The following is a 16,973-nucleotide window of genomic DNA, read 5'->3' on the forward strand; positions in this document are numbered from 1 at the left end:
AATGACAATTAATGATTATAATTAGTGTGGCGATGTAATCCGATATATTCTCTAATAGAAAACATGATCAATATCACTGTTCAACCAAATAATACATCAGTATTATTTATTTAAAATAGAGATCAAGAAGCTCTTTATCTAATACAAACAACAGGAATTAAATAATGTTAAATACATTCACTGAATAAATGTATTTTTATTATGCAAGTATTAATAAGGGGAATATCTATAATTATATATATAGACCACATCATTTATTAAAACATAATCGAAATCAATTAAACTATAAATAAAAAAAAGCCGAAGATATACTTCGGCTTTTCGCACCTCATTCCTGAGCACGCAGAAAGATTACGCTTTCTGCACCACAATCAACGGCTCGATATCACTCTCTTTTTTAATCACTAGCGACTCATCACCGCGCAGGCAGGTCCCGCCGTAGTTACCACCTACGGTGAACGTACAAACCTGAATATATTTACCGGCAACCTTCGGCAGACACCAAAGCTGCTGATAAATGTTCTTCTGCTCGGCAAACTTACCGCTGGTTTTATCCAGTAGCTCTTCCTGATGACTCACCAGATCGATGTTGCTGCCACAACGTCCTGCAATAGGTTTCACCGCATAACCGGTTTGCGCCAACTCTTCATTAACAGTGAAATCGGTATCAAGCAGATAGCGGTGATGCGGGAAAAGCTGCCAGAGGATCGGCAATATCGCTTTGTTGCCAGGGATCACCGTCCACAGAGGTTCGAACACCAGCACTTCCGGGCGCAACAGCACGTCGATTAAACGTACTTCCTGATTGGTATGCCCGGTACGAATTGGCACCGCGGCGTACTCCGTTTCGCTGACCTCTCGCACCTGCTCAATCGCGGTTTCCCACGCCCAGGTTTTCCAGACGCAGTTCACCAGGCGACCGTCACCGTCAATCAGTTGACCGGCGTCATCCCAGCGTAGCTCATCGAGGCCACGCAGAATTTTGCTGTCAAACCCGGCCTGACGCAGCGCCTGCTGCATAAACTGCGCGTGGTAGTTTTCTTCGATATCCTTGTCCTGCATGATGTGGACAAAAGGACGCGCGCGGCTGTGCTTCCAGGCCCCCGCCAGTTCGTTGATCAACCCTTCAGCCGGGTTGTGTCCCTGCCCTGTGTAGCCCCGCTCAGCCCATCTTTCGAGTATCAACCCGGCTTCGGTATGGCAGGATGCGGAATCGGCGTTGTACTCGTACACCTTCAGTCCGCGTTCATCCATACAGAAATCCATACGACCCGTAATCATATGATGCCGACGACGCTGCCAGGAAAGGCGCAGACGCGGCCAGAGGATTTTCGGGATATCGAACAGCGCCAGCAGGTTGTCGTCTTTCAGCACCTTGTCGGTCGCGTGCAGGTACATCAGGTGTAACTCGTTGGTGGCTTTGATCAGCTCCTGCTCGGCACTCTCGGTAATGGTGAAGTACTGATGCGGATCCTGATTAATCACATGCCCATTCGCCAGCACGTAGGCTTTTTGCAGCGGATCCTGTTCATCCAGCCATTTACCGTCAAACTGCCCGTAATCTTCCAGTCGCGCGCCGCCAATTTTCAGCGAGTCATTAGCGATCTCCGGCTGCGGCAGGCTGTAACGAGTATCCTCGGTCTGGATCATCCAGCCAAGGATGGTGGTGTCGTCAAAGGTATCCCGCAGGGTGTAGCAACCGTTTTCAACCACCATCTCCAGCTCGCGGGTCCACTGCTGTCCGGGAGGCAGCGGCGTATGGAGCACGTTCTGTTCGGCAATACGGATTTTGTTTTCCAGCAACTGGGTGACGACCGCCACATGGCCGGTATCTTTAAATTCGCCACCTTTTTGCCAGATAAGCAACGCGCCTGCTACCGGTGCGCGGGGTGAACCATTGGGAAATGCCTGTAACGGCAGGATATTGTCATTCACCACTTCACGCAGGAAGCGTAAGGAGAAGATCTCCCAGGCCATGCCTACATCGGTGAAGACCACGCCATAGTTAAGGAACAGAAAGCGGCGTGCAAACTCTACGCACTGCCATTTGTGGCCCATGTATTCGTCGTCGATATAGCTGCGAAATGCCGCATCATCGTCGTAGTCCCGTGGGTCGAGGGAGCTGTAATCTGAAGAGTAGATTGCTACGCCACCTGGGGCGTAGCCCAATAATGTCCCGAATGGGGCATCCTGACTGGTCGTTCCTTTGCTCATGCACCTTACCTCAAAACAATACAGCCTGAGCAGGTTGGCGTGAATTTTTCGCTCTGATTGCCTGCTCTGCGACACTAACCGGACAGAGGTCGACATCATCATACACCTCAACGCAGCGACTGGCGCTCAGAGGCGAAAAATTCACAACAGGAACTACACCTGGGTAAGGATTACCGGCACGCTTTTATACGCCGGAGTCAAACTTTGTGTGTCCACCGCGTCCAGCGACAGCAGGACATTGGCTTCAGGTAGATACGCGCCAATTGAGCCCGCCGCCATGTTGTAAATCACCACCGTTAAACCGTACATGATGCGATCCGCGCAGGACTGACCGTTGTCGTCCAGCGCCTGAACGTTGACCACATCACCCTGGCTCAGACCGCGGCTCATCGCTTCTTCGGCGCTTAAAAACACCACATCCCGACGACCGGTAATGCCGCGATAGCGATCGTTCATACCATAAATCGTGGTGTTGTACTGATCGTGGCTACGTAGCGTCGCCAGAACCAGCGCATCAGCAGGCTGATTTTCCCGCTCTACCGCCCGCTGATGGCTGACGATAAAGTTGGCTTTGCCATTTACCGTTCGCCATTCACGGCGCGATGCAGGGGTATCCATACGAAACCCGCCCGGCTCGGCAATACGTGCGTTGTAGTTGTGGAATGCGGGGATCACGGCTTCAATGGCGTCACGGATCAGAGCGTAGTCCCCGGTTAACGCTTCCCAGTTGATCGGCGAAAGCGGCAGCGTTGCGCGCGCCATGCCCGCCACAATCGCGGGCTCGGATTTTAGCCAGCGGGAAGCCGGCTTCAGCGCGCCACAGGACGCGTGGACCATCGACATTGAGTCTTCGACGGTCACAGACTGAATGCCCGTAGCTTGCAGATCGCGCTCGGTTCTACCCAACGCGGGGAGCAGATAGTTATGTTTTGCCAGCAGCAGGTGCGATCTGTTCAGTTTGGTCGCCACATGGACCTGCAGATCCAGATTTTTCATCGCCGCAAAAGTACGCTGCGGCTGTGGCATCGCCACCGCCAGATTGCCACCCATGCAGATGAGCGCTTTTGCATCGCCCCTCTCGATGGCCCGAATACTCTCCACGCTGGAACGACCATGTTTGCGCGGAACACGGATAGAAAAATACGTCTCAAGGCGTTGCAGGAAATCTTCGGACGCCGCTTCGTTGATCCCCACAGAACGATCGCCCTGCACGTTAGAGTGACCGCGCAACGGGCAGATCCCCGCCCCAGGCTTACCTATATTGCCTTTCAGCAGCAGCAGGTTTACCAGTTGCTGGACGTTCTCAGTGCCGTTTTTATGCTGGGTGATGCCCAGGCCGTAACAAACAATCGTAGCGCGGGATTTACTGTAGCTGTGCGCCAGATCTTCCATCTGACTGCGCGTCAGGCCTGAGTCCTGTTCCAGTTCCGCCCAGCTACGCTGGCGTAAGTCATCATACAACGCGGCATATCCGGCAGTGTGATCATCGATAAACGTATGATCGAGCGTCGGTTGTTGATCCAGTAAGATCCGTGCCTCATCCATTTCGATCAGCGCCTTCATGATGCCTTTGAGCAGCGAGGCGTCACCGCCCATTTTTACCTGGTAGTAGTCGTGGCTCAGCGCCGTCGCCTGACCGGTGAACATCTCTTTCGGACTTTGCGGGAAGCTAAAGCGCTCAAGCCCCCTTTCGTTCAGCGGATTAATGGAGATAATTTTAGCCCCGCGTTTGGCAACGTCGCGTAAGGTGGTCAGCATGCGCGGATGGTTAGTGCCAGGGTTATGCCCGATACAAATCACCAGATCGCAGTGGTCAAAGTCCTCAAGTTCAACGGTTCCTTTTCCAAGGCCAATGGCCGGCGTTAACCCTGCGCTGGTCGGTCCGTGGCACATGTTTGAGCAATCAGGGAAGTTGCTGCTGCCATATTCGCGGGCAAACAGCTGATACAGGAACGCTGCCTCATTTGACGTTCTGCCGGAGGTGTAAAACTCAACCTGCTGGGCTGAATCATAACTGCGCAGACGCTCGCCGATTTCCTGGAAGGCGATATCCCAATCCACCGCCTGCCAGGTATCTGACGCGGCATCGTATTTCATCGGCTGCGTTAAACGACCGATGTTTTCCAGCTCATAATCGCTGTAATGCCAGAGTGTGGAAACCGGGTGACGGCTGAAAAATTCTGGTGACGCTTTCTTGTTGGTTGTCTCCCAGGAAACCGCCTTAACGCCATTTTCGCACAGCTCCATCGGTGCCCGATGGCCAGGGTCCGGCCATGCACAGCCCGGACAGTCGAACCCTTTCACCTGGTTCATTTTAAACATCGCGATAATGTCGCGGGCGACAGCCTTTTGCGAAAACAGCGAAGCCGTGACGGCTTTTACCGCGCCCCACCCACCCGCCGGGCCCTGATAACCGCTTACTCCTGGAACACCCTTTTTCATTATTACTGCTTATTCACCGCCAATTTTTGATGGTGAATACGGTAGCAATTTCCGTGTAACAATGATTTCCTCTTCATGGAGTACGGGCCAGGTACAATGAACGGGTTAGATTTATCTTCCCCTTTCAGCACAAAACGGCATAAAGTCCCAATCTGTTAAATTGAGTTCTACCTGGCTGCTACACTGCATCAAACAACCACTCAGAAGGCAGGTCACTATGTCAGACAATACCTATCAGCCCGCGAAAGTCTGGACGTGGGAAAAATCGAACGGCGGCGCATTCGCCAATATCAATCGCCCTGTTTCCGGCGCTACACACGAGAAAACGCTGCCAGTAGGCAAGCATCCGCTGCAGCTCTATTCGTTGGGTACGCCAAACGGGCAGAAAGTGACAATTATGCTGGAGGAGCTGCTGGCGCAGGGCGTGAAGGGCGCGGAATACGATGCCTGGATCATCCGCATCGGCGATGGCGATCAGTTTTCCAGCGGCTTTGTGGAGGTGAATCCGAACTCGAAGATCCCGGCGCTACGCGATCACTCGCAAAACCCACCGGTTCGCGTATTCGAATCTGGCGCAATCCTGCTCTATCTGGCGGAAAAATATGGTTATTTCTTGCCGCAGGATTTGGCAAAACGTACTGAAACGCTGAACTGGTTATTCTGGCTACAGGGTGCTGCCCCGTTCCTTGGCGGTGGCTTTGGCCACTTCTACAACTATGCGCCAGTGAAGATTGAGTACGCGATCAACCGCTTCACCATGGAAGCCAAACGCTTACTCGACGTGTTGGATAAACAGTTAGCACAGCATCAGTTTGTCGCCGGAGATGAATACACCATTGCCGATATGGCGGTCTGGCCGTGGTTTGGCAACGTGGTATTGGGGAACGTCTATGATGCGGCAGAGTTCCTTGATGCTGGAAGCTACAAGCACGTGCAGCGCTGGGCAAAGGAGATTGCGGCGCGTCCGGCAGTTAAGCGGGGCCGTATTGTAAACCGCACTAACGGACCGCTGAATGAGCAGCTTCATGAACGCCATGATGCCAGCGACTTCGATACCCATACCGAAGATAAGCGTCAGGGCGAAAATGCCTGATGGCGACGCCGGGGCGTCTTATCAGGCCTACAAAGATGCCCTGGCGTAGGCCGGATAAGGCGTTTGCGCCGCCATCCGGCATAAAATCAAGCGCTGGTGACGTCATACTCCATGCGGCGAAGTGCATCCAATGTGAATTTAGCTTCATCTTCATCAATGATGCTCATGGCGAACCCTACGTGCACCAGCACCCATTGCCCGACCAGTTCGGCAGGCTCGCCTTCACATATCAGGGCAATATTGACATCACGCTTGATGCCGCACACTTCAACCTGCGCAAGCTGGTGAATATCTTCACCAACGGCCAGAACCTGACCAGGGACTCCAATACACATATCTGACTCCGCCCCATAGCAACTATGGGTTATTCGACTTCAATACTTTTCACTTTCAGTGAATCGCCCGCATCTACCCGCAGACGATCGCCCTGACAGAGAGGACACTGCGCATCATGCTGGGTGATCTCTACGACCTGACTGCAATCCCAGCACCACGCCTGGGCGGGTTTGTAATCAATATGCAGCTCACAACCCTGGGCCAGCGTCCCCTGACAGACGATGTCGAAACTGAAACGCACGGCGCTCTCTTCAACGCAGGAGAGCGCGCCAATTTCCAGCCAAACGCCGGTTACACGTTTGACACCGTGCTGCTCTGCCTGCTGTTGAACAATCTCAACCGCGCTCTGACAAAGGGACAGCTCATGCATTTTCGCAGTTCCGACGACCCAGCAGCAGCGCGCGGCGGTTGAGCTGCGGCGCATTTGGATCGCTTACCGGCAGCGATAACAGCATTCGTGCGCAATCGTCAGTCAGGCGCACACCTTCTTGCGCAGACATGCTGTGCGAAAGCGGCGACATCAGCGAACAGGAGAGGTATTGCGATACACCCTCCAGTTCACCCACGGTAAAGGTCATTTCGCCATACGGCAGACGCAACCCGATTTTTTCGCTGACTTTACGCACCGGCCAGACCTGATCCGGCCCAGGGAAAATCAGCGCGCTGAGCATCCAGGGTGTGATAACACACCCCGTCCACTGTCCTTCAAACAGCGTAAAATCAGAGACATATACCGGCATATTCGGATGCAGGAAAGAAAGATCGTGCATCGAACGCCGGGCAACCTCTTCAAACGCGGCCTGAATTTGCTGCTTCGGGGCTGTCTGAAAGCCTAAGAACTCCTCAGACATGTGCCTTCTCCCGTGGAATAGCTTCAACGCCAGACTCGCGCAGCGCGGCAAGAACCTGCTCAAGCGCAGGTTCAATCATCGCTTCGACCGTTGGCGTTAGCCCGATATGCGGCTCCAGCGATTCCGGAATAACGCCGACTAACGTCAGCTTTTTCGGAAACTCGCCAGTGAAACGCAGGGCCGACAAAACGTCGGCCAGGCCAAGCTGGTGCGGTGAGATTTTGTTGGTAAACAGCGCCGGGATCTCTTCATCCCGCAGAACCATCATCGTTCCTGGCGTGTTTTTCTTCGACACAATGGCGTCAGCAATGATTAGATGATCTCTGTTCGCCATATCGCCGAGAAGCTCCATCCCAGCCGTACCACCGTCCAGAACATCAACAAAGTCTGGCAGGATGTACCGTTGCTCTAATGCCTCAACGATACGCACCCCGATGGCTTCGTCGGTCAGCAAAATATTGCCGACCCCTAAGACTAATATCCGCATTACAGAACCTTAACTGAGACCACTTCGTTCCCGTCAACGTCCACCACATGCACCGCACATGACATACAAGGGTCGAAGGAGTGAATGGTACGAACCACTTCCAGCGGTTTGTTTGGATCGGCAATCGGCGTTCCTACCAGCGAGCGCTCATACGGTCCCACTTCATCATTAAAGTTACGTGGGCCAGAGTTCCAGGTTGACGGAACAACCGCCTGGTAGTTGCTGATAATGCCATCTTTAATCACCATCCAGTGAGACAGCATACCGCGCGGCGCTTCGAGGAAACCGACACCTTTGAATTCGCCCGTTGCCGGGATATCCGGTTTCACGAAGGTGGTGTGGTCGCCTTTACCGATGTTCACGATCAGCGCGTTGTACTGATCCTGCAGAACGTTCTGCAGTTCACAGCAGTGAACGGTACGGCCAATAATACGACCCAGCGTAGAGTGCAGCTGCGACACTTCGATAGTTTTACCGGTCAGCTTGGTGTAAATCGCGATGATTTCATTCAGCTTGGCATGGGTAGACTCGCGTTTGGCCGCCAGTTTACACAGCATGTTAGCCAGCGGACCCACTTCAACCGTTTTCCCGTAGAAGGTCGGCGCTTTAACCCAGGAGTACTTGCCGTCATCTGACCAACCGGTGTAATCAGGAACCGTTGTGCCTTCCCACGGAGCCTGCGGCGCTTCGTCTTTGTACCACGCGTGTTTCGCACTCTCCTGAATCCCTTTGATAAGATACTCATCGGAGTGAGAGGTGATCGGACGATAGGTCGACAGATCTTCATTAGTAATGTAACCCCCCGGGAACAGGAAGCTGCCGTTTTTACCGTCAGTCGGGAATTCCGGCGCGCTCAGATAGTTAACCGCACCCTGACCACGCTCCAGCCACTCAGGATAGAATGCCGCAATAACCGCGGTATCAACCTTGTAAACCTGCTCAACGAAGTCGCTCAGCTTATCAATGAAAGACTTGATGTACATCAGGCGTTCAAGGTTCAGCACGCCAAGACCGTCGAGGTTAATCGGGTTAGCAACCCCACCTACCGCCAGGTTCTGGATGTGCGGTGTTTTACCGCCCAACAGCGCCACAACGCGGTTGGCATCACGCTGGCATTCCAGCGCCTGCAGGTAGTGGGCGACCGCAATCAGGTTCACTTCCGGCGGCAGCTGCATTGCCGGGTGACCCCAGCAACCGTTGGCAAAAATACCTAACTGACCGCTGGCAACAAGGTCTTTGATCTTGTTCTGAACCTTGGTGAACTCTTCTGCGCTGTTCAGGTGCCAGGAGGACACGCCGTTCAGCATGGCAGATGCTTTCGCTGGGTCAGCTTTCAGGGCCGAGGTGATATCCACCCAGTCCAGCGCAGACAGCTGATAGAAGTGAACAATATGGTCATGCGTGGTGTGCGCGGCCAGAATGATGTTACGGATGTACTGTGCGTTTACCGGAACATCAATATTCAGCGCGCTTTCAGCTGCACGAACAGAAGAGATAGCGTGAGTTGTGGTGCAAACACCACAAATACGCTGCACAATCATCCAGGCATCGCGCGGATCGCGATTTTTCACGATCTCTTCCATGCCGCGCCACATGGTACCGGAAGCCCATGCTTTAGATACCACGCCATTTTCGATTTCGCAGTCGATGCGTAAATGACCCTCAATACGGGTTACCGGATCAATAGTAATTCTCTGGCTCATGCTTTGCTCGCCTCATGACGATTTTGATCGTTTTGTTTTAAAGGAGGAAGTATCGGCAGTAGACGAATGAGTACGATGTATGCACAAATCTCAATAGCCACAAAACCAATAGAAATCAACAGTTCTTCCCAGGTCGGGAAGTAGTGGTAGCCACCACCAGGATTGAATGCCACCAGCGAGTAGGACAGACGCCATGTCGCACAACCCAGCAATGCGCTCAGCGCAGACAGATACAGCATGCGCGAGTCATTGCGCAGCTTAGTGACGCGCAGCACCACCAGCGGGAAGACCATCAGCACGACTTCAATCCAGAACATCACGGAGTAAAGATCGCCTGCAAACGCATACGACAGCTTGTCGCGGTAGATCAACTCGCCAAAGCGCAGGACCACGAAAATCGCCAGCAGCACGCTGATGGTGTTCGTCAGCTTAATGAACAGACTTTTCTCGTCCGGACCGTTACCTTTCAGACCCGCTTGTACCAGTGAGCCTTCAAAGATGACGATCGAGAAGCCCATTATAAAGGCGGTTAATACCGAGAAAAGCGGCAACATTTCATATGCTTGCCAGAGCGGATGTACTTTATAGCCCGCAGAAATCATCAATGAACCCATTGAAGACTGGTGCATGGTCGGCAGCAACGCGCCGAGGGCAATAATAAAGAACATCACTTTATTCAAACGCTTGAGAGAAACTTTCCACCCCAGACGTTCAAACAGAGCTGGCGCAAATTCCAGCGCCATGATACCGATATAGATGGTCATACAGACCGCCGTTTCAAACAGTACCGAGTTCACGTTGAAGTGACCCGGAATGTAGAAGTACGGCAGGTTCCAGTAACGACCGACGTCAATGGTGATCGACAAACCACCCAGCGAGTAACCAAACAGGCTTGCCAGCAACGCCGGACGTACCAGTGGATGGTATTGTCCTCTGTTGAAAACATACACCGCCCACGCCAGCGCCCAACCGCCGCACGCAAAGCCAGTACCAATCAACAGGTCAAATGCGATCCATACGCCCCACGGGAAACCGCCGTTCAGATCGGAGACTGAACCCAATCCGAAGACCAGACGTTTCACGATCAGGAGCATACACAGGACGATAAGCGGCCCAAAAATAATGACCGGTTTGCTGATTATTTTTCCGCCCAGCGGTTTAGGATCATGACTCATGATCGTCTCCTCCATCGTGATGGTCGTTTTTCGTGTTACGACGAACCAGCACGGTTAAGCCCGCCAGCGCAGCCAGGGGTAAAATCATGCCCTTGTACAGGGAATGTTGAACATGTTCGGAACGCGCACCGGTTGAAAGGTCATCCAGTTTTGGCAGATCCAAATCCTCGTAAGGAACACCCGTCAGCACCATAACCTGCGTACCACCGCCTTCCTTTTCACCGTACAGGTGCGGATAGTACTTCGGTACCGTATGCAAATAAGTATCACCAGCGTTCACTGTCTGACGCGGATAGTGGTATTCGCTGCCAGGCTTCAGTGCGAGACGTTTTTTCGCCTCAGCCATCAGCTCTTCACGGGTACCAAAAATCACTGCACCGGCAGGACACACTTCAACACATCCCGGCAAACCGCCTTTGTCCAGACGTTCAACGCCTTTCTGGTTACACAGTTCACATTTATGAAGCGCACCAAACGGGTTGTTGTAGTCGTATTTAGGGACGTTGTACGGACAGGCGACCATGCAGTAACGGCAGCCAGTACAGACATCTTTGTCATAGTGGACGATGCCGGTTTTCGGGTCTTTCTTCAGTGCGGAGACCGGGCAAACGGAGACGCAGTTTGGATCGACACAGTGCATGCGCTGTTTCTTAATGTATGCGTAACCATTTTCTTCCTGGTCTTTGTTAACGCCTGTTCCGCTACGCCACACCTGGATGATGTTGTTGGTGTACGGTGACAATTTGTCGTTGTTCGACCAGGTCTGCTCGCCTTCCGGGTTACGCGCCGGGAAGTTGATATCCTGACACTTGGTGACGCAGGCCTGGCAGCCTACGCACAGCGTCGAATCATAGAGCATCCCAAGAGAACCCGGGATCGGCGGACGGTTTTCTACAGCCGCATGGCTGATGGACGGCGCGGCGCCCAACAGCAATGCCCCGCTGGAGGCTGCTTTAATAAAGTTACGTCTGTTCACGGTTATTCTCCCCGTGAGTCAGCGTTATCTTTCTTCTGCTGACGCCCCAGTTCACGTACCGCCATCACGCTGACGCCGGCAACCAGCCCTACTACGCCGCCAAGCAGCCCAATAGCCCCAGCTGAAATGTTGCCGCCTTCTTTCATGTTGACATCAGGCTTCTCTGAACGCGGGGTTTGGTTTTCCACATGGGCGAGTTGGTGAATGCCTTTATGGAAACCGACGCCTTCTTCGTTACAGCCGTAGCAAGGATGACCAATAGCCACCGGCCACACGCCGCCAACGTCGCAGAATTGCAATGTTGAGCAGTTGCCGTACGTTTCTGGCCCTTTACAGCCCAGATGATAGAGGCACCAACCTTCACGATGGCCTTCATCGCCGAACTCTTTAGCAAAACGACCGGCATCAAAGTGCGGGCGACGTTCGCAGTGTTCGTGAATCAAACGGCCATAGGCGAATGTCGGACGGTTTTTGGTATCCAGCTTCGGCGGCTTACCGTAAGTGATGATATGCGCGACCGTGGCGAGGAAGTTATGCGGGTTAGGCGGACAGCCTGGGATGTTGATGATGGTTTTGCCTGGCAGAACTTCTTGCAAGCCGACTGCACCCGTTGGGTTCACGCCAGCGGCAGCTACACCACCCCATGCGGCACAAGAGCCGATAGCGATGATAGCTGCTGCACCTTCGGCCGCTCTGCGGATGTGATCCACAATTGGCTCACCGGCAACCATGCAGTAAATACCATTATCTTTTAGTGGTATAGAACCATCTACCACCAGAACATATTGCCCTTTGTACTTCTCCAGAGCGTTATGTTTGTTCTCTTCGACCTGGTGGCCAAAGGCGGCAGAGAGCACCTCATGATATTCAAGAGAGATAGTCTCCAGAACGAGGTTTTCCACTGTAGGGTGTGTCGCACGAAGCAGCGATTCAGTACAACCCGTACACTCCTGAGCACCAATCCAGATAACCGGCGGGCGCTGAGGACGAGAAACTGATTCGGCCATTTCTGCGGCGGCTTTGCTACTGAGCCCCATAGTAGCGGCCAGTGCTGCACAAAGCTTCATGAAATCACGGCGATTGATGCCGTTCGAATTGATGAGAGAATTATCTCCAGTCATTTTATTGTTATTCCGTTGCGAAGACCTGGCTTTTATTTTGCACCATTCGCATGTTGCATATTGCGATCGGCGCGCCATTACCACACTTTTTATATGGTTATGTGCATTATAATACTTCGGCGGAGCAACAAAACGAAGGCGTAGGTCAATAGTGTAATTAATTAAAGCAAGATAATACCCCTTTTGGATCAAGCTTCGAGCCGATAGCCGGCCATGAAAAACCGAATTGTTGTACTCGACTGGTTCTCTTTGAAGAAATCCATCACCATCTCTTTATCCAGCCCGTAACGACGCGTCAGGATCCCCGCTTCCCATGCGCTGAGCTGTCGGTCACCCGTTTTTTCAAACATTCGATGTGAAAAACCCAGAACAAAACCGCGTTTATAATCTGAACAAAAATTCGCCACTGAACGAGCACTGTCCGCACTTGAGGCGTTCAATCCGGCCATCAGGCCCTTTCCAAAATGGTTGTCCATGCATAACCTCCAATCGCTATATAACAAATTATATAGCGATTTTTTAAGCAAAGGCCAGAGGTATCACGCACTTTTTTGTGCCAGATTAAAAGGACACCCACTCGTCCGTTTTAGGTGCTGCAGAGGTTCTGCTTTCTGTGGAAGGGGAAGCGGTATTGGCAGCGGCGTATTGCACATCATTCGCAGACAGGCGGAACTGTTGCACCGAGCGTTGTAGCTCTTCCGTTTGCCGTTCCAGCGCTACTGCAGCGGCGGAGACTTGCTCTACCAATGCAGCATTCTGTTGCGTTACGCTGTCCATCTGCGTGATCGCAACACTAACCTGCGAGATACCTTTATTCTGCTCTTCAGAAGCAGAGGCAATTTGTTTCATGATAACGGTCACTTCGGTGGCACCGCGCAGAATCGCTTCCATGGTTAATCCCGTCTCTTTAACCAGACGAGCGCCCTGTTCGACACGACGCGACGATTCACCGATTAATGTCTCAATCTCTTTTGCCGCACCGGCGCTACGGCTGGCGAGATTACGTACTTCCCCTGCTACCACGGCAAAACCACGTCCCTGTTCACCAGCCCTGGCCGCTTCAACGGCGGCGTTGAGCGCCAGAATGTTGGTCTGGAAAGCAATGCTATTAATGACAGAGGTAATTTCTGCGATCTGTTTAGAGCTGGCGGCAATACCGTCCATGGTGTCGACCACTTCAGAAACCAGGGTGCTTCCTTTACCTGCCGTTTCTGTTGCGGTATCGGCAAGCTGGCTGGCCTCACGCGCATTTTCGGCGTTAAGTTTTACCGTAGCGGTCAGTTGCTCCATGCTGGCAGCGGTCTCTTCCAGCGCCGCGGCCTGCTCCTCAGTACGGGAAGAGAGATCGTTATTGCCGGTAGAAATTTCCGTAGCGCCTCGCCAGATGTTGTCACTGCCTGAACGAATCGTACTTACGGCTTCACGCAGGCTGTCCTGCATTGCGCACAATAAAGGGACCAGTTGGCCCACGCAGTTACGCCCAAAATCTTCAATTGGATGGCTGAGATCGCCCTGGGCAATCTGGCGGAACTGCAAGCGAATGCGACCGAGAGGTTTCACCATCATGGTAACGAGGTAACGATCGGTGAAGAACAGGAGGGCAATCCCGAGGATAACGGCAGTAATAATCAGTGTCCGAATGATCGACGTTTTACCGTCTACCATGATACGCGTCGCATCAAGTCTCTTTCCGGCGGTGGTATTAAACAGCTCAGCGCTGGCACCAAATTCACGGCTCAGTGCGGGCGTAATCGTGCTGGCATGTTCCGAAAACGCCGTAAGCGAGCCCTGCTGCGCCAGCTGCATTTGCGGTATCACGCCTTTATCCAGCAAAGCTTGCCACTTGGCCAGCACTGCTGCTGAAATTTCCGGGTCCATCGGTCCTGGAGACAATGTTTTCATCTCCTGGAGCTTTTGGCTCAGATTATCCAGCGATTGCTGGGCAGGTGCAAAATCAGGCGTTTCACCACCAATTTTGACATCCACAGCACGGCTCAGGCGTGTCACAAAGCGAAAGTACTGATCGTTCCCCTGACTCAGTACCGTCATCTGTTTGACAAGATGACGGTCAATATCGTTGCCTTCTGATATTTTTGATAAAGCATGAAGACTGAATAAACCCACGCCCGACCAGAGCAGGCAAAAAAGTCCCAGTATCGCCAGCATGACAATACGAATAGTGAAGTTTTTCAGCAAATACATAATAATTTCCTTGCCATTGATGAGGAATTCGCCATCAGGCGATACTTCCCCTTGTTATCGGCAGGCAATGAAGAAGATATAATACGTTCTTTATTTTTTTACTTTTTTAAGTCTATCTATTATCCCTGCTGGTCATATCAATATGAATGTTAATGAAATTAGGTAGCATTATTATTCAGATAATTAACCTAAATCTGTAAGTAATGCGTTGTTTTTCATAACAAATATTTATCAAACCAGGCAAGAGTGCGTTCCCAGGCTAAATCAGCAGCTGCTTTATCATAACGGGGTGTCGAATCGTTATGAAAACCATGATTAACACCGGGATAGATATATGCTTGATAGATTTTCTTATTCACTTTGAGTGCAGCTTCATAAGCGGGCCAGCCTTCATTAATTCGTGTGTCTAGTTCTGCATAGTGTAATAATAAAGGCGCATTAATTTTAGGGACATCAGAAGCAGGAACCTGACGACCATAAAAGGGCACCGCACATGCCAGTTCAGGGAAAGCAACAGCCGCTGCATTCGCCACACCACCACCGTAGCAAAATCCGGTGATCCCCACCTTTCCTGTCGCCATCGAATAACGCTGCATAAACTCAATAGCGGCAAAAAAATCATTCATCAGCTTAACGGGATCAACCTGCTGCTGTAATTCCCGGCCTTTATCATCATTGCCGGGATAACCGCCCAGTGAACTTAATCCATCGGGTGCCAGTGCAATATAACCCGCCTTCGCCACCCGCCGTGCGACATCCTCAATATACGGATTCAGCCCACGATTCTCATGTACCACTACCACCGCCGGAACCTTCCCCGTCACCTTCGCGGGTTTCACCAGATAACCTCGCACATCACCATGCCCATCAGGCGATGGATAGGTAATGTATTCTGCCAGAATATCGGGATCGGTAAATTCTACCTGCGTTGCCAGGGCATAGTTCGGTTTCAGCAAATTGAATAGCGCCAGTGCCGTCATGCCACCTACCGCATATTTCGCCGCCAGATTCAGAAACTCGCGTTTCGTAATTTTGCCATGGGCGTAATAGTCATAGTAATCGAGTAACTCCTGCGGAAAGTCTTTAGCAGTCAGACGCGGCATGGTCGCACTCCTGAGTGATGTTTTTTTAAGCAAAGCACAGCGGTCTGTTTTTGCCCAGTTTTTCATCCCAATGTGACCTGGTGAACGGGATATTCACCACGAACCCGCTAGAATAGAAACGTTGTTTTGAAATTCACCTGCACTAAGGAGATCTCATGGCCTGGTTTGCCAATCCTGAACGTTATGAGCAAATGCTCTATCGCTACTGTGGGCGCAGCGGCTTGCGCCTGCCCGCGCTGTCGCTGGGTTTATGGCACAGTTTTGGACACGTTCACGCTCTGGATTCACAACGAGCACTGCTGCGAAAAGCATTTGATTTAGGGATCACTCATTTTGATTTAGCCAATAACTACGGGCCACCTCCGGGCAGTGCTGAAGAGAATTTTGGTCGATTGCTGCGCGAGGATTTTGCACAATATCGTGATGAATTGATCATCTCGACCAAAGCGGGTTACGACATGTGGCCGGGGCCTTACGGTTCTGGCGGCTCACGCAAGTATCTGCTGGCCAGCCTCGACCAGAGCCTCAAGCGCATGGGTCTCGACTACGTCGATATCTTCTATTCGCACCGCGTTGATGAAAATACGCCAATGGAAGAGACCGCTTCCGCGCTGGCCCATGCTGTGCAAAGTGGCAAAGCACTGTATGTCGGTATCTCATCTTATTCGCCAGAGCGCACGCAGAAGATGGCCGAACTGCTGCGGGAATGGAAAATTCCGCTGCTTATCCACCAGCCATCCTACAACCTGCTTAACCGCTGGGTAGACAGCAGCGGATTGCTGGATACGCTGGAATCCAACGGGATGGGCTGTATTGCCTTCACCCCGTTGGCGCAGGGGCTCCTGACAGGGAAATACCTCAACGGTATTCCTGATGGTTCCCGCATGCAGCGTGAAGGGAAAAAAGTCCGTGGGCTGACGGAAAATATGCTGACGGAAGCAAATCTTAACAGTCTGCGTTTGCTCAATGAGATGGCCCAACAACGTGGGCAGTCGATGGCGCAAATGGCGTTAAGCTGGCTACTAAAAGATAACCGGGTCACATCGGTATTAATTGGTGCCAGCCGACCTGAGCAGTTGGAAGAGAACGTTCAGGCACTGGCAAACCTGACATTCAGCGCCGAAGAACTGGCACAGATTGATAAACATGTCGCGGACGGCAAGCTCAATCTGTGGCAGGCCTCATCAGACAAATAACGATCTGAACATTACGCCGGGTGTAGTCCTACCCGGCCTTAATGGCCTGCTGATGAGAGTGGCAAGTAAATCTC

General features: G+C 52.1%; 15 protein-coding genes. 2 read left to right on the top strand and 13 right to left on the bottom strand.

The genetic code is table 11. The features are described 5' to 3' along the window. Positions 1–351: 351 nt before the first annotated feature. Positions 352–2,214, bottom strand: coding sequence for a bifunctional glutathionylspermidine amidase/synthase (gss, locus tag FDX24_RS01385; RefSeq protein WP_137363717.1), 1,863 nt, complete (start codon positions 2,212–2,214; stop codon positions 352–354). 153 nt (positions 2,215–2,367) lie between these two features. After that, on the bottom strand, positions 2,368–4,656 hold the full coding sequence (locus tag FDX24_RS01390) for an FdhF/YdeP family oxidoreductase (protein WP_137363718.1): 2,289 nt from the start codon (positions 4,654–4,656) through the stop codon (positions 2,368–2,370). 217 nt (positions 4,657–4,873) lie between these two features. Here FDX24_RS01390 and yghU point away from each other — a divergent pair, with 217 nt between their 5' ends. Then, a complete protein-coding gene (yghU, locus tag FDX24_RS01395) occupies positions 4,874–5,749 on the top strand; it encodes a glutathione-dependent disulfide-bond oxidoreductase (RefSeq protein ID WP_137363719.1) in 876 nt (291 codons plus the stop codon). Between the two features lie 86 nt (positions 5,750–5,835). Here the strand turns inward: yghU and hybG are convergent, their stop codons facing one another. The 11 genes from hybG to yghX form a co-directional block, all read right to left on the bottom strand. After that, positions 5,836–6,084, bottom strand: a complete 249-nt coding sequence (gene hybG / locus FDX24_RS01400; protein ID WP_048213216.1) for a hydrogenase maturation factor HybG — start codon at positions 6,082–6,084, stop codon at positions 5,836–5,838. Between the two features lie 29 nt (positions 6,085–6,113). Next, positions 6,114–6,455, bottom strand: coding sequence for a hydrogenase maturation nickel metallochaperone HypA (gene hypA / locus FDX24_RS01405; RefSeq protein ID WP_003828349.1), 342 nt, complete (start codon positions 6,453–6,455; stop codon positions 6,114–6,116). Continuing rightward, positions 6,448–6,936: a hydrogenase-2 assembly chaperone gene (hybE, locus tag FDX24_RS01410; protein WP_005123148.1), complete on the bottom strand. Its 489-nt coding sequence runs from the start codon at positions 6,934–6,936 to the stop codon at positions 6,448–6,450. Before hybE ends, hypA begins: the two co-directional genes overlap by 8 nt. Then, positions 6,929–7,423 carry a HyaD/HybD family hydrogenase maturation endopeptidase gene (locus tag FDX24_RS01415; RefSeq protein ID WP_061068591.1) on the bottom strand — a complete coding sequence of 165 codons (495 nt, stop codon included), beginning with the start codon at positions 7,421–7,423 and terminating at the stop codon, positions 6,929–6,931. Before FDX24_RS01415 ends, hybE begins: the two co-directional genes overlap by 8 nt. Beyond that, positions 7,423–9,126: a hydrogenase 2 large subunit gene (gene hybC / locus FDX24_RS01420; RefSeq protein WP_003024476.1), complete on the bottom strand. Its 1,704-nt coding sequence runs from the start codon at positions 9,124–9,126 to the stop codon at positions 7,423–7,425. Before hybC ends, FDX24_RS01415 begins: the two co-directional genes overlap by 1 nt. Then, entirely contained in the window at positions 9,123–10,301 is a 1,179-nt protein-coding gene (hybB, locus tag FDX24_RS01425; protein ID WP_006688074.1) for a Ni/Fe-hydrogenase cytochrome b subunit, read from the bottom strand. Before hybB ends, hybC begins: the two co-directional genes overlap by 4 nt. Further along, a complete protein-coding gene (hybA, locus tag FDX24_RS01430) occupies positions 10,291–11,277 on the bottom strand; it encodes a hydrogenase 2 operon protein HybA (RefSeq protein WP_137363720.1) in 987 nt (328 codons plus the stop codon). The genes hybB and hybA overlap by 11 nt, the downstream gene beginning before the upstream one ends. Positions 11,278–11,279: 2 nt before the next feature. Continuing rightward, positions 11,280–12,398, bottom strand: coding sequence for a hydrogenase 2 small subunit (gene hybO, locus FDX24_RS01435; protein WP_016154493.1), 1,119 nt, complete (start codon positions 12,396–12,398; stop codon positions 11,280–11,282). A 188-nt stretch (positions 12,399–12,586) separates the two neighbouring features. Next, entirely contained in the window at positions 12,587–12,874 is a 288-nt protein-coding gene (locus FDX24_RS01440) for a DUF2623 family protein (protein ID WP_048213218.1), read from the bottom strand. Between the two features lie 85 nt (positions 12,875–12,959). Beyond that, positions 12,960–14,600: a methyl-accepting chemotaxis protein gene (locus FDX24_RS01445; protein WP_115642838.1), complete on the bottom strand. Its 1,641-nt coding sequence runs from the start codon at positions 14,598–14,600 to the stop codon at positions 12,960–12,962. Positions 14,601–14,815: 215 nt separating this feature from the next. Then, positions 14,816–15,703: a YghX family hydrolase gene (gene yghX, locus FDX24_RS01450; protein WP_048213220.1), complete on the bottom strand. Its 888-nt coding sequence runs from the start codon at positions 15,701–15,703 to the stop codon at positions 14,816–14,818. A 155-nt stretch (positions 15,704–15,858) separates the two neighbouring features. Between yghX and FDX24_RS01455 the strand changes: the two genes are divergently transcribed. Beyond that, positions 15,859–16,899, top strand: coding sequence for an aldo/keto reductase (locus tag FDX24_RS01455; RefSeq protein ID WP_005123138.1), 1,041 nt, complete (start codon positions 15,859–15,861; stop codon positions 16,897–16,899). Positions 16,900–16,973: the final 74 nt, after the last annotated feature.

The organism is Citrobacter sp. wls716, from assembly GCF_005280975.1.
GTDB lineage: Bacteria > Pseudomonadota > Gammaproteobacteria > Enterobacterales > Enterobacteriaceae > Citrobacter > Citrobacter youngae.

Coding starts and splice junctions, on each gene's coding strand:
- gss (WP_137363717.1), bottom strand. CDS start 2,214: ATGAGCAAAGGAACGACCAGTCAGGATGCCCCATTCGGGACATTATTG.
- FDX24_RS01390 (WP_137363718.1), bottom strand. CDS start 4,656: ATGAAAAAGGGTGTTCCAGGAGTAAGCGGTTATCAGGGCCCGGCGGGT.
- yghU (WP_137363719.1), top strand. CDS start 4,874: ATGTCAGACAATACCTATCAGCCCGCGAAAGTCTGGACGTGGGAAAAA.
- hybG (WP_048213216.1), bottom strand. CDS start 6,084: ATGTGTATTGGAGTCCCTGGTCAGGTTCTGGCCGTTGGTGAAGATATT.
- hypA (WP_003828349.1), bottom strand. CDS start 6,455: ATGCATGAGCTGTCCCTTTGTCAGAGCGCGGTTGAGATTGTTCAACAG.
- hybE (WP_005123148.1), bottom strand. CDS start 6,936: ATGTCTGAGGAGTTCTTAGGCTTTCAGACAGCCCCGAAGCAGCAAATT.
- FDX24_RS01415 (WP_061068591.1), bottom strand. CDS start 7,423: ATGCGGATATTAGTCTTAGGGGTCGGCAATATTTTGCTGACCGACGAA.
- hybC (WP_003024476.1), bottom strand. CDS start 9,126: ATGAGCCAGAGAATTACTATTGATCCGGTAACCCGTATTGAGGGTCAT.
- hybB (WP_006688074.1), bottom strand. CDS start 10,301: ATGAGTCATGATCCTAAACCGCTGGGCGGAAAAATAATCAGCAAACCG.
- hybO (WP_016154493.1), bottom strand. CDS start 12,398: ATGACTGGAGATAATTCTCTCATCAATTCGAACGGCATCAATCGCCGT.
- FDX24_RS01440 (WP_048213218.1), bottom strand. CDS start 12,874: ATGGACAACCATTTTGGAAAGGGCCTGATGGCCGGATTGAACGCCTCA.
- FDX24_RS01445 (WP_115642838.1), bottom strand. CDS start 14,600: ATGTATTTGCTGAAAAACTTCACTATTCGTATTGTCATGCTGGCGATA.
- yghX (WP_048213220.1), bottom strand. CDS start 15,703: ATGCCGCGTCTGACTGCTAAAGACTTTCCGCAGGAGTTACTCGATTAC.
- FDX24_RS01455 (WP_005123138.1), top strand. CDS start 15,859: ATGGCCTGGTTTGCCAATCCTGAACGTTATGAGCAAATGCTCTATCGC.